The sequence below is a fragment of the Bacteroides mucinivorans genome (assembly GCF_034654355.2).
GTDB classification, from domain to species: Bacteria; Bacteroidota; Bacteroidia; order Bacteroidales; family Bacteroidaceae; genus Bacteroides; species Bacteroides nordii.
Genome location: NZ_CP178179.1, coordinates 5,177,964 through 5,191,473, shown reverse-complemented (window position 1 = coordinate 5,191,473; position 13,510 = coordinate 5,177,964). Strand labels below are relative to the sequence as shown.

Sequence of the window (13,510 nt, the reverse complement as noted above, 5' to 3'; positions counted from 1 at the left end):
GAATCATGAAGCAATATACCTTAAAGAAGGTAATTGACTTAAACGATTCGTACGATATAATCATTATTGGTGGTGGACCCGCCGGATGTGCAGCAGCCATTGCTGCTGCACGCGACGGCGCCAAGACACTATTGGTTGAAGCAACCGGTGTATTGGGAGGTATGGGGACAGCCGGGATGGTACCTGCATGGTGCTACTTCTCGGATGGTGAGAAGATTATATACCGTGGAATTGCAGAAAAAGTCTTTACCGAAGCCCGAAAGGGAGTTCCTCACGAGTCGGAAAATGCGATGAGTTGGGTTGATATTAATCCGGAACAATTAAAGTTGGTTTACGATCGGTTTGTAAAAGAGTCGGGAACTGAGATTCTGTTTTTTACCCGTTTAGCAGGAGTCGAAATGAAAAACCGGGAAGAGGTTGATTTTCTGTTATTGGCATCTAAAGAGGGACTTACTGCTTATAAAGCCAAAGTTTATATTGACTGTACAGGCGATGGAGATCTCGCGGCATGGGCCGGAGCTACTTACAAGGTAGGCAATGAAGATCATACGATACAATCGGCTACCCATTGTTTTTCACTGGCGGGTGTGGATATGTATTATTATTCGACTGGGATTCGTCTGCATGGCGATAATAAGAATAGCCCTGTACACCAGATGGTGAAGGATGATAAGTATCCCTTGATTAAAGACGATCATTTATGCCAGAATCCTGTAGGACCGGGAGTAGTACAGTTTAATGCCGGACACATATCGATTGATACTTTGAACGATAGGGAGCTCAGTGTTGCTATGCTTCAGGGGCGTGAAATGGCAAACCAATATGTAGAAGCGCTTAAAGAGTATTATCCGCAAGCATTTGGACATGCTTTTGTGAACAATACGGCTCAATTGCTGGGGGTGCGTGAAGGGCGTAGGATCATAGGAGATTACATCCTGACATTAAGCGATTTTAAAGAACGTCGGCAATTTAAGGATGAAATTGGGCGTAACAGCTATTATGTAGATGTTCATATTCCGGGTTCGGAAAGTGTCCATTATAAAAAGGGAGAATCTCATGGAATACCTTACCGTATTCTTACTCCCAAAGGACTTAAGAACTTATTGGTAGCTGGGCGCTGTGTCTCTTCCGATCCAATGGTATATGGCAGTATACGGGTGATGACTAATTGTTTGGTAATGGGCGAAGCTGCCGGAGCTGCTGCATATCTGTATATTAAAGGTCCTCACGATGTACATCAGATCGATACCGATCGGCTAAGAGATCGGTTGAAACAGGCAGGACAATATTTTTTATAAACCATTTTAATATTATATATTATGAAAACTAAAATTACTTCTTTTTTGGTATTGGCAGCAGCTTGCAGCCTAAGTTTGAGTGCACAAAGTAAAGACGATTTTACATCTAAAAAACTTTTTGAAGTATCTGATGTCACTTTTCCTTCCGATGGTTGGCCTGCTCTTTTTTCTGATAATAGCATGCGTGGCGTTGCTGTATATGGGAATGATTTGTATATCCCTGTACGTAATAGTACTATGGGTGGCAATTTTGTGTGTCGTTTAGATGCGACTACTGGTGAATTTGTATCTAAATTGAGCTTAAAGGGGAGTGACGGAAAAGAGGTCGTAACAGGAGGGCTCTTTGTAATTAATGACATTGCTGTTTCATCGGATGGTGCCGTTTTTGTATCGAATATGACTACTGATGCACGTTCGCAGAAATGGGACAAGACCAATGAAAAATGGGTTGATATGGCAGGAACTGTACCATTTAAAGTTTATAAATATACGAATGCCAATGCAAATCCTGAATTGTTTTTGTCTTTTGATCCGGTGAAACAGGAAGCAACCATGGGAACAGCCAAAACAAATGCTTTTCGTATGGGGGATAGTTTTACTTTTAGTGGGACGAGCCAGTCCGGGAAGTTTCTCACCGGTATTGATAATTTACGAGAGCGTTGTTATGAATGGACGATAACCGATGGAGTGGTTGATCCTAATCCGTTGGTTGTTGCTTTTCAGAATAGCCTGCCGGAAGAAGGAAGTGATATATATGGAGCACTTGACCCTAAATTTGGCGGATATGGACGTTTTTATGCCGGATTTGATGAAGGTACTTACATTGAACGTTCCAGAGATGAAGGTAATTTTTTGCGCGTATTCAAACATGATGCAACATCAAAAGGCTGGTCTTATAACGTTCTGGAGCAAGGAATACAACTGAATGACATGAGATTTGGTTCAGGAAACTCGGCTTATCCATTTGAATTCAATGGTCACAGGTATCTTGCGATGGTTGATTTTGGGGTTGCACAAAAAGGAATGAGTGACGCTCAAGGGGTAATTATCGATGTAACAAGTTGGACGAATCCGATTGAAGTGTTTAGGACAGCTACAATGGGTGATGATTATAACAATGGTACAACCGGTGTTGCAGTCTGGAAAAATGCAACAGGTTTCAATGTTTATTTCTTATCTCCGAATGGTTTGTATGGTTATGCTTTGACGAGCACAAAGCTTGTGGGCGTTGTCAATAATACGATTGATAAACAGGAATTATTTGTAACCACTGATCCGGCTTCACGTAAAGTGATTTTCTCCGAATTTGTAGATAAAGTAAGAGTTTATCAGGTTCAAAGTGGAATCGAAGTACGGAATGCTGCGAATATTAAAGAACTTCAGTTGTCGGATAAAGGAGCTTATATTCTGAATGTTGTGCAGAAAGATGGTCGCGTTGTAAATAAACGTGTGATTCTGTAAGAAAGTCTTTTTGAGGTAGAAAAATGGATAGAAGGAAGTTTGTAAAAAGCATGGGTCTTTTAGGTGGATTCGTTCTGAGTGGAACTACTTTTGCTGAAGCATTAGAAAGACAGGAATCAGGAAGAAAGCCCCGGTATGGTAATCACGAGAAGTCCGGTTGGGAAGTGATTGTCATCGGTGGAGGGGCTTCCGGATGTGCTGCTGCCATAGCGGCGGCACGTGAAGGAGCCAGAACGCTGCTGATAGAGGCAACTCATGTTTTAGGAGGAATAGGCACGTCGGGATTAATCCCGACGTGGACACCATTTTCAGGCAAGGATAAGACATCTTACGGAGGCATAGCAGAAAAGGTATTCAGGGTTTCGTGCAAAGAGATATATCACCCGAAACCGGAACAATCAGAGGCATTGCCTGTAGATGCAGAGGCTTTGAAACGGGCGTACGATGAGATGCTGGTCGAAGCAGGAGTAGAATTGCTTTTGGGTTCGCGCGTTGTGGAGGTAAAAAATAAGACGGATAAAGAGATTGAATCATTACTTGTAGCCAATCATACCGGACTGACAGAATATAAAGCCGAGTTTTTTGTTGATTGTACAGGTAATGCAGGTATAGCCACCAGGTCTGGTGCCCGGTTACTAAAAACGGGTGATAACGTGGAGGCAGGTTTTTGTTTTTTACTTGGCAATGTCGATTTTTACAGTTACAACTATCACTTCCGGAAACGTCCGAGGGCTACTGCCGAAATCGTAAGGCAGTTGGTGTATTCCGGTAAATATCCGCTTCTAAAAGAATCGCATTTTGAAAATCAACTGATGCACTCTTCCATTGTGAAGTTCAGAGCCGGTTCGGTGTATGAGATAGATCCGGCTGAGCCGGACTCCTATTCGAAAGGATTGGTTCGTGGAAGAGCTATTGCACAACAAGTGTTACAAGCTTTAAAAGAATATTTTCCGGAGACATTTGCTGCTGCTGTTCTGATAAATAGTGGTACGCAACTGGAACTTCCGGTCTTGTCCCGTATTATGGGAGATTATATTTATACAAAAGAGGATTTCAATTTACGCAAATCGTTTGATGATGAAATAGGGTACAGAATACCCTATCGTATCCTTACTCCGGTAGGATTACGAAATTTATTGGTTGCCGGGCAGGCTGTTTCCGCAGATGCAGATATCTGTGAGTCATTGGGAACGATGCCGGCATGCTTGGTTACCGGTGAGGCAGCAGGTATGGCTACCGGATTATTATTGAAGACAAAGACGAAGGATGTACATGCGATGGATATCTCTTTGCTTCGATACAGATTGAAAGAAGAAGGACAAAATATTTAAAACCAGAAAAACAGGAACTATATGCGTTTAGCTTTAATCATAGGAACTTTACTGAGTGTTACTACCGTTTGTGCAAAGAGTGGTAAAACTCCGCTTTACAAGAATCCCTCTTTTCCGGTGGAACAACGGGTTGAGGATTTACTCAGCCGAATGAGTCTGGAAGAGAAAGTGGGACAGATGTGCCAATATGTAGGAATAGAACATATAAAAAATACGGAACTCAGATATAAAGGGAAAGTCGGGAAAAATGATGATGCCAACGCTACGTATAAAACACTTTCCATTGACGGATTACAAAAACTGACGGAGCAGGGACTTGTGGGTTCTTATCTCCATGTTGTTTCGGCAGATGAAGTTAATTATCTGCAAACATTGGCCATGAAGAGCCGTCTACAGATTCCGTTATTAATAGGTATCGATGCCATTCATGGAAATGGTTTGTGCGAAGGAGCTACTATTTATCCCACTCCGATTGGACAAGCTTCCACTTTCAATCCGGAATTAGTGAAGAAAGCTGCCCGTGAAACAGCTTTGGAGATAAGAGCTACCGGAGCTCATTGGGCTTTTGCACCGAACGTGGAAGTTGCTCGTGATCCACGGTGGGGAAGAATTGGTGAAACATTCGGCGAAGATACCTATTTGATCTCTAAAATGGGAGTGGCAACCGTGCAGGGGCTTCAAACCGATGATTTGAATGGAGAAGATAAAGTTCTGGCTTGTGGGAAACATTTGGTTGCCGGAGGAGAACCTGTAAACGGATTGAATGCTGCTCCTATGGATGCTTCGGAACATACATTGCGTGAGGTTTATTTACCTCCTTATCAGGCATTGATTGATGAGGCGCAGGTTTTTACGGTAATGGCTGCTCATAACGAGCTGAATGGTATCCCTTGCCATGCCAATAAATGGTTGATGACTGATATTCTCCGTAATGAATTCGGGTTTAAAGGTTTTATGGTCAGCGATTGGATGGATATGGAACGTATTTACTCGAGCCATCATTATACTCCCTCACTCAAAGAAGCTTATTATGAGAGTGTCATTGCTGGTATGGATATGCACATGCACGGGCCGGGATTCATGGAAAAGATGATTGAATTGGTAAAGGCCGGGCGCATTCCGGAAGAACGGATCGATGAGGCTTGCCGAAAGATTCTCGAAGCTAAATTTCGTCTGGGTTTGTTTGAGAACGCGATGGTTCATCACAAAAACAGCTTGAAAACCCTGTTCGGAGCTCATAAATCCACAGCGCTTCAAATGGCAGAACAATCTATTGTGTTATTGAAAAATGAGGGTATACTTCCGGTGGATGTCTCAAAGTATAAGAATATTCTTGTGACAGGGCCCAATGCAGACAGTGATGCTATTTTAGGAGATTGGACTTTTGCTCAGCCCAAAGAAAATATTGTGACTGTTTATGAAGGACTCCAAAAGGTGATTCCTGCTTCTAAGTTGAATTTTCTAAATTTGGGTGATGATGTTCGGACAGTGGATTCCACTTTGTTGGAGAAAGCGGGAGAGATGGCAAAGCATTCTGATTTGGCTATTGTAGTGCTTGGTGAGAATCCGTTACGGTATGATAAACGTAAGACGATGGGAGAAAATGTAGACCGTCAAACCTTGGATCTGTTAGGTATGCAAGAGGCATTGGTTCACCGGATTGAGGCTGTCGGAATTCCTGTTGTTGTCGTATTGGTAGGAGGCCGTCCGCTGACAGTTACTTCACTGGTGAATACAGTTCCGGCTATTCTTCAGGCATGGGAACCCGGCTCGATGGGAGGAGAAGCGGTTGCCAATGTGATTATAGGTAAAGTGAATCCTTCCGGTAAACTGCCTGTTACTATGCCTCGTTCTGTGGGACAGTTGCAGATGATTTACAATCATAAACCATCGCAGTATTTTCAGAAATATAAAGATGGTGAAAGTACTCCTTTGTATCCTTTCGGACACGGATTGAGCTATACTACTTTTGCTTACGACCATTTGAGTGTTGTTAAACAGCGGTTACAGCCCGGCGATTCTGTTAAGGTATCTGTTGAAGTCAGTAATATTGGTAAGGTGGAAGGTACAGAAGTTGTTCAACTGTATATTCGTGATTTATATAGTTCTCCCACACGTCCGGTTCGTGAGTTGAAAGACTTTGCGAGGGTTAGTCTGAAGCCGGGAGAAAAAAGAGAGGTCTCTTTTATGATAACTCCCGATAAACTGGCTTATTATAACCGGGAAATGAAAAAGGTGGTTGAACCCGGTGAGTTCGAGATAATGCTGGGTGGTTCTTCAGACGAAGGACAGCTTAAAAAAGTAAAGATTGAAGTCATACCCTCTTATGAATAGACTCAATATATCCGGTTTGCTGATTTGTACTTTAAATAATAACCTATTTACTTCAGATTTATGAAATATATCCGATTGACAGTATTTGTAATTTTCTCGGGACTGATGGTTGGCACCTTGAGTAGCCAAAAACGGAATGTACCTGCTGCCAAAGATTTGATGACTTATAAACTCCCCCGAAATGTTATTTATAAAAAAGGGTGGATTGATTTTAATAAAAACGGTGTAATGGATATCTATGAGAATCCGAATGCACCTTTGGAACAACGTATAGAAGATCTACTGTCGCAAATGAACGTAGAAGAGAAGACATGCCAAATGGTTACTCTGTACGGATATAAACGTGTATTGGCCGATGATCTGCCCACTCCGGAATGGAAGAAGAAACTATGGAAAGATGGAATGGGAGCTATCGATGAACATCTGAATGGTTTTCAACAGTGGGGGTTGCCGCCATCGGACAATCCTTTTGTCTGGCCGGCCTCCCTGCATGCCTGGGCTTTGAACGAGGTGCAACGTTTCTTTATTGAAGAGACACGTCTGGGTATTCCGGTGGATTTTACGAACGAGGGCATTCGGGGAGTAGAGAGTTTTAAAGCTACTAATTTTCCCACTCAGTTGGGATTAGGACATACCTGGAACAGGGAATTGATTCATAAGGTAGGCTATATTACCGGTCGTGAAGCGCGACTTTTAGGGTATACCAATGTGTATGCTCCTATTCTTGACGTAGGGCGTGATCAGCGTTGGGGACGTTATGAGGAAGTATACGGCGAGAGCCCTTATTTAGTGGCGGAACTGGGTGTTGAGATGGCTCGTGGGTTACAGAAAGATTATCAGGTGGCCGCTACTGCCAAGCACTTTATAGCTTATAGTAATAATAAAGGTGCTCGCGAAGGCATGGCTCGTGTAGATCCTCAGATGTCTCCTCGCGAAGTGGAAAATATCCATGTATATCCTTGGAAAAGAGTTATAAAAGAAGCCGGTATACTGGGTGTAATGAGTTCTTACAATGATTATGACGGTTTCCCGATACAGGGAAGTTATTACTGGCTGATGACTCGGTTGCGTAGAGAAATGAGGTTCAGGGGATATGTAGTATCTGATAGTGATGCAGTAGAATATCTGTATTCTAAACATGGTACGGCTGCCGATATGAAAGAAGCTGTGTTGCAGGCAGTACAAGCTGGATTAAATGTGCGTTGCACGTTCCGCTCTCCCGATTCATATGTACTTCCTTTACGTGAACTGATAGCCGAAGGAGCTATCAGCATGGAGACCATTGACGAGCGCGTACGTGATATTCTGCGCGTAAAATTCATGGTAGGCTTGTTTGATGCTCCTTATCAGACCGATTTGAAACAAGCCGATGTAGAAGTGAACAGCATGGAAAATCAGGCAGTGGCTTTGCAGGCTTCCCGTGAGTCAGTCGTGCTTTTAAAGAATGCAGACTGCCTGTTACCTTTGTCGAAAGAAACCATTAAAACGATTAGTGTCTGCGGGCCGAATGCAGATGATGCCAGCTATGCATTGACACATTACGGGCCATTGGCAGTAGAAGTAACTACCGTGCTGCAAGGTATTCAGGATAAAGTAGGAAACACAGCACAAATACTCTATACCAAAGGTTGCGAATTGGTTGACAAAAACTGGCCGGAATCGGAAATACTTCCTTCCGAACCGGATACGGAAGAAATGAAAGAGATTCAAATAGCAGTAGACAATGCACGTAAAAGTGATGTGGCTGTTGTGGTACTTGGAGGCAATAACCGTACTTGTGGCGAAAATAAATCGCGTACCAGTCTGGAACTTCCCGGGCACCAGTTACGCTTGTTGCAAGAAGTAGTGAAGAGTGGCAAACCGGTAGTATTGGTCCTTGTCAATGGGCGTCCCCTGTCGGTGAATTGGGCGGATAAACATGTCCCGGCAATTGTTGAAGCATGGTATCCGGGTTCGCAAGGAGGAAAAGCACTTGCCGACATTCTGTTTGGCGATTACAATCCCGGGGGCAAACTGACGGTTACCTTTCCGAGAACTGTTGGGCAGATACCTTTTAATTTTCCTCACAAACCCTCTTCACAGGTGGACGGTGGAAACAAAACAGGGCTTACAGGAAACATGAGCCGGGTGAATGGTGCACTTTATCCGTTTGGATATGGCTTGAGTTACACTACTTTCAAGTATTCCGATTTAACATTCTCTTCGGAAAAGATAACGCCTGAACAAAGTCTGGTTGTCCGTTGTCGGGTAACTAATACAGGCAGCAAGGCTGGAGATGAAGTAGTACAACTCTACATACGTGATGTGCAGAGCAGCGTAACTACTTATGAGAAAAACTTGCGCGGGTTTGAACGCGTTCATCTGAAACCGGGTGAAAGCAAAGAAATCTCTTTCATGGTTACTCCTGCCGATCTGGAGCTATTGAACCTGAAGAATGACTGGGTCGTAGAGTCCGGTGAATTTAAGGTGATGATTGGAGCTTCTTCTGAAGATATACGTTTAGAGAAGCCGTTTATGGTGTTGCCTTACAATGAATTGAATATTCAGAAAAAGATTATTCCTAATGAGGCACTTTTACCGATATTAGATAGTAATATGGAAACTTACTGGACAGGTAAAAAGGGAGATTATATTAACATACCGATGGATTCTAATGCCGGTCCGGATAGAATAGGAATTTGCTGGAAAACTCCTGCTGCCGGTTTTGAAATTCAGGCATCCAGTGGAGGCGGACAGTTTCTGACAGTCTACAAAGGAATTGCTGATCGTACCGGAGAGGTGGTTTATTATCCTTTGGATTTGAAAACAGTGAGTGATATACGCATTTTGGTGACGGAAGGCGAAGCTTCGGTTGCCGAGGTGAAAGTAAAGGGGATAAAACAGTAAAAAACTATTTATATATTTAATTACCATGAAAAAAAGTAGTATGATGAGTTTGAATTTAGTTGCTCAGTTCTTTTTGGCTCTCTTTCTGGTCTTGAACGCAGGATGTAGCTCGGACGATGATGGTTCGGGAACGGATGATCCTTCGACTAACAGAACCGTATTGAAACAGGATAAAGATTTTAAGGTCAATGCGGTCGATTTAGGTAAATATGCACGGATCGTGATGGCACAAGAGAAAGTAGATCTTGAATTTAAATTTGCTGCGAGTACCATTAATAAGGTAGAAGTAAAGCCGGCATCTCTTGGCATTCAGTGTGAAGTGAAAGGAAATAAAGTAACTCTGCTTGATGTGAAACCTTGTAAGGCTGCTATTACGATTAATGAAGACTACGAGAATCCGATTTATCTTTTTGTAGATGGAAAGGCTCCGAAGGAATGGAATAATTTACCGGCTAACACGATCCGTTATACCAAAGGCACTCATACGGTCAATCCCACATTTGATCAGGATGATGTTACTATCTTTCTGGAAGAGGGAGCGGTGATCACTGGTTTTATTTATGCTAATGGTAAGCAAAATATTCGTATCTTAGGATATGGAGTGATTGATGGGCGTTTGGCGCAGAAGGCTATACGTGTCGAAAAGTGTAAGAATGTAGAGATTAATGGCCCCTTGATTATGAGCCGGACAGGTTGGTGCAGTTCTTTCTTTGAGTGTGATGGCGTTAAAATAGATAATATGAAGATTCTTGGATCTGATGTCTATTCGGATGGTATCGACTTGGTAGGCTCATCCAATGTAGAAGTGAATGATGTATTTATCCGGAATGAAGACGACTGCATTGCGATTAAGACCAATAAGTTTGGTTTTTCGGGCAATGTGGAGAACATTACAGTAAAGAACTCTGTACTTTGGGGAGGTAATCTCGGTAATTGTATGGAGATCGGTTGGGAACTGGATGGAGCCTATCTGCGCCATATCCGTTTTGAAAATATGGATGTGATTCGTAAAGAGTCGAGCGATCATAAGTGGTATCGTGGTATCATGTCTATTCATCAATGTGGCAATTCCACTATTTTCGATGTCCTTTATAAGGATATTCGTATGGAATCGGCCTTTGAACATCTTATTTGGATGGAGCTTCGTCCGGCTTATGGTGAGTGGGGCAGTGGTGGCGGGTCCATTGATGGTGTTCGCTTCGAGAATTTGGAATATACCAATGGTGAAAATGTACCAATCCTTATTCAGAAGAACTCTACCGGTAGTATTAAAAACGTTGTATTCTCGGGATTAAAGTACAAAGGTAGAACTATTTCGGATACCTCCGATCCTATTTTTGACCTTAGAGAAGCTGATGTAAGGTTTGAATAGAATTTCTTTTCTATGGGAGTTGGTTTTATGAATTAATATGCTAATTTTGTACATTAATTTGTTTAACCACTAATCGGCTTGTGAGGCAATGGACAGGTAGTTTGTCATATGGATGTGTATAATGATGAAAAAACATTGATAAAAGCAATCAGTTGCGGGAATAAGGATGCATTTGAATATATTTTTAAACGATATTATCAGAGGTTGACAGGCTTTGGTAGGCGATATATTCAGGATACAGAAGTAGTACAGGATATTGTTCAGGATTGTTTTGCTGTTTTATGGGAAAAGCATTCTTCCGTTTCCGTCCTTTCTGTTTCCGTTTCTTCATTCTTGTTTGCTATGGTACGTAATGGTTGCCTGAATCATATTAAGCACGAACAGGTTATTCAGAGATACGAGATAGAGTATCAGTCCTTTGCCGAAGGTGAAGAAAGGCTGTATCATATAGATTTCGGATTGGAAGTGGAACACAAACTACTGTACGAAGAGTTGAAAGAAAAGATTACTCAGGTTGTGGACCAATTGCCTGAACGCTGCCGGGAAGTGTTTATATTGAGTCGCTTCGAGGGACTTAAGAACCGGGAAATAGCCGAAAAGCTACAGATATCGACTACAGCAGTTGAAAAACACATATCGAAAGCAATGCGAAAATTTTCTGAATGTTTCAAAGACGAGTATTCGTTCGATGTCTATATTATTGTTATTGCATGGCTCATTGGGCCTTATAACTGATTTTATGAATTGTACATTCGTCTTGATGCTGCTGGAATAACCTTTATCCCAAGTGCTACAGGTATTTCAGTCGGAAGTAATTCGGAATATTCAGTAAATGTCCTACTTTTATATTTTACTGGAGAGCAAATTTCATTTTCTGATGGAATTTGCTCTTCATTTTTTCATTCATTTCGTATTTCTCGCCTGAAAATTTAAACCCTAAACCGGTTATCTTAGAATCGCTTTGTGGAATTGGAAAGAGATATGATTCTTCCTTTGGCTATCTTTAGCAAGAAAGCATTACTTGGTAAATGCGCAAAGGTAGATTTTATTGATGGTGTACCTTTGTAGGTTGGTCATAATCAGCGTATTTTTGTGCGCAAGGTTTTTAAAGGGATAGTAACATATGGTAAATTCACAAGCAACAGTCTTATGGTAGGGAGTATATACCAAAAGAATTTGAAATTTGTTGTGATTTCAGATATATATAAATGCTGAATAAGTAGATGAGAAGAAAGTTTTGATATTGAAAATATATAACATTTTGATATTGAATCAAGAGTCTGATAACCAGTGTGTTATCTTTTTTGCTTTTTTTCTCTACGAGAATCGCCCCGTTTCTCTACGGAGATCGGGTCGAAACTCTACGAGAAACGAAGTGATTATCGTAGAGAAACTTGTTGAAGTTTATAAGATGTGACAAAAGAAATAAAATGAAAGAGAAAGAGAGGTGTTGCTTTGTAATAAAAAAAAGGATGGAGTAGCCTTGGGCGGTTAAAATTATTTAGCCGTATTGATTTTTTTCAATACGGCTAAATAATTGTTTTGATATCGTAAGAAACTATTTTTCTAAAAGCGCTTTTGGGGTACGTTAGTAACGTAAAGTACTAAAGTATCTTTTTTAATCGATTTAGAAACTCTGTTGCTTCTTCCATACTGAGGCAGAGAGGTGGCAGGAGGCGAATAACATTTGTACCACTTACCCCAGTGAATACTTTTTGTTCTTTCAGCAATTTTGTACGTAGTTCTTTGATCGGAGTTTCAAATTCCATACCAATCATTAATCCTTCACCGCGTACTTCTTTAATTTGCGGGAACTTCTTTAACTCTTCTATCAGATAAGTACCTACTGTAGCAGCATTTTCTATCAGTTGTTCTTGTTCTATAACATCCAATACGGCAAGTGCAGCGGCACAAGCAAGGTGGTTACCTCCGAAAGTGGTACCTAACATACCGTAAACCGGTGTAAACATCGGGCTGATAAGTACTCCTGCCATAGGAAAACCATTGGCAATACCTTTGGCTACAGTAATGATATCGGGTTTGATACCTGTATATTGATGAGCAAAGAATTTACCGCTACGTCCATAGCCACTTTGAATTTCATCCAGAATAAGTATCGTACCATTCTCGGTACATGCTTTGCGAAGTTCCTGCATGAATTCTGTAGTAGGTAGCTTGATTCCGCCTACTCCCTGGATACCTTCGATAATAACGGCACAAACGTCACCTTTAGCCAGTTCGGCTTTCATTGCTTCCGTATCATTCAATGGGAGATAGGTTACATGTTCATTGGCATTGATTGGAGCAATGATTTTTGGATTGTCCGTAGCTTCTACTGCTAATGAAGTACGTCCGTGAAAAGCTTTGCTGAAAGAGATTACTTTTGTTCTTCCATTGTGAAATGAAGCCAGTTTAAGGGCATTTTCATTCGCTTCTGCTCCACTATTAATAAGGAAAAGCGAATAATCATCATAACCTGAAGTCTTTCCCAAACGTGCTGCTACTTCTTGTTGTAGCTTGTTGATCACTGAGTTTGAATAGAAGCCAAGTTTTGCAACCTGATTGCTAATCATTTCAACATAGTGCGGATGAGCATGCCCGATGGAAATAACGGCATGCCCCCCATAAAGGTCGAGATATTCTGTACCGTTTTCGTCCCATACATGGCAGCCTTTTCCTTTGACTATATTTATATCGAAAAGAGGATATACATCGAATAAATTCATCATGATATTTACAATTTTACGATTTACAATTTACGATTGAAGTTACTTTTATTGATTTACGATTTACAATTGAAGTAACCCCAATCGTCTAATTGTAAATCG

At 41.5% G+C, this 13,510-nt stretch carries 8 protein-coding genes; 7 read left to right on the top strand and 1 reads right to left on the bottom strand.

Annotated features, from left to right (window positions below; genetic code table 11):
* The first annotated feature begins 5 nt into the window (after positions 1–5).
* The 7 genes from VCM39_RS19670 to VCM39_RS19640 all read left to right on the top strand — a co-directional run bounded on the left by VCM39_RS19670 (position 6) and on the right by VCM39_RS19640 (position 11,417).
* Positions 6–1,298 carry an FAD-dependent oxidoreductase gene (locus VCM39_RS19670; protein WP_322933226.1) on the top strand — a complete coding sequence of 431 codons (1,293 nt, stop codon included), beginning with the start codon at positions 6–8 and terminating at the stop codon, positions 1,296–1,298.
* Positions 1,299–1,319: 21 nt separating this feature from the next.
* Positions 1,320–2,759 (top strand): hypothetical protein, encoded by a 1,440-nt coding sequence (locus tag VCM39_RS19665; protein ID WP_122201018.1) that lies wholly within the window; start codon positions 1,320–1,322, stop codon positions 2,757–2,759.
* A 23-nt stretch (positions 2,760–2,782) separates the two neighbouring features.
* Positions 2,783–4,090 (top strand): FAD-dependent oxidoreductase, encoded by a 1,308-nt coding sequence (locus VCM39_RS19660; RefSeq protein ID WP_322933227.1) that lies wholly within the window; start codon positions 2,783–2,785, stop codon positions 4,088–4,090.
* 21 nt (positions 4,091–4,111) lie between these two features.
* Entirely contained in the window at positions 4,112–6,424 is a 2,313-nt protein-coding gene (locus tag VCM39_RS19655; protein ID WP_322933228.1) for a glycoside hydrolase family 3 N-terminal domain-containing protein, read from the top strand.
* Between the two features lie 105 nt (positions 6,425–6,529).
* Entirely contained in the window at positions 6,530–9,310 is a 2,781-nt protein-coding gene (locus VCM39_RS19650; protein ID WP_323673999.1) for a glycoside hydrolase family 3 C-terminal domain-containing protein, read from the top strand.
* A 25-nt stretch (positions 9,311–9,335) separates the two neighbouring features.
* Positions 9,336–10,682, top strand: coding sequence for a glycosyl hydrolase family 28 protein (locus VCM39_RS19645; RefSeq protein ID WP_322933230.1), 1,347 nt, complete (start codon positions 9,336–9,338; stop codon positions 10,680–10,682).
* A gap of 108 nt (positions 10,683–10,790) precedes the next feature.
* Complete coding sequence (locus VCM39_RS19640; RefSeq protein WP_122201013.1) at positions 10,791–11,417, top strand: RNA polymerase sigma-70 factor; 627 nt, start codon at positions 10,791–10,793, stop codon at positions 11,415–11,417.
* A gap of 869 nt (positions 11,418–12,286) precedes the next feature.
* Here the strand turns inward: VCM39_RS19640 and VCM39_RS19635 are convergent.
* Positions 12,287–13,408 (bottom strand): aspartate aminotransferase family protein, encoded by a 1,122-nt coding sequence (locus VCM39_RS19635; protein ID WP_221651172.1) that lies wholly within the window; start codon positions 13,406–13,408, stop codon positions 12,287–12,289.
* Between the last annotated feature and the right edge of the window lie 102 nt (positions 13,409–13,510).

Coding starts and splice junctions, on each gene's coding strand:
- VCM39_RS19670 (WP_322933226.1), top strand. CDS start 6: ATGAAGCAATATACCTTAAAGAAGGTAATTGACTTAAACGATTCGTAC.
- VCM39_RS19665 (WP_122201018.1), top strand. CDS start 1,320: ATGAAAACTAAAATTACTTCTTTTTTGGTATTGGCAGCAGCTTGCAGC.
- VCM39_RS19660 (WP_322933227.1), top strand. CDS start 2,783: ATGGATAGAAGGAAGTTTGTAAAAAGCATGGGTCTTTTAGGTGGATTC.
- VCM39_RS19655 (WP_322933228.1), top strand. CDS start 4,112: ATGCGTTTAGCTTTAATCATAGGAACTTTACTGAGTGTTACTACCGTT.
- VCM39_RS19650 (WP_323673999.1), top strand. CDS start 6,530: ATGGTTGGCACCTTGAGTAGCCAAAAACGGAATGTACCTGCTGCCAAA.
- VCM39_RS19645 (WP_322933230.1), top strand. CDS start 9,336: ATGAAAAAAAGTAGTATGATGAGTTTGAATTTAGTTGCTCAGTTCTTT.
- VCM39_RS19640 (WP_122201013.1), top strand. CDS start 10,791: ATGGATGTGTATAATGATGAAAAAACATTGATAAAAGCAATCAGTTGC.
- VCM39_RS19635 (WP_221651172.1), bottom strand. CDS start 13,408: ATGAATTTATTCGATGTATATCCTCTTTTCGATATAAATATAGTCAAA.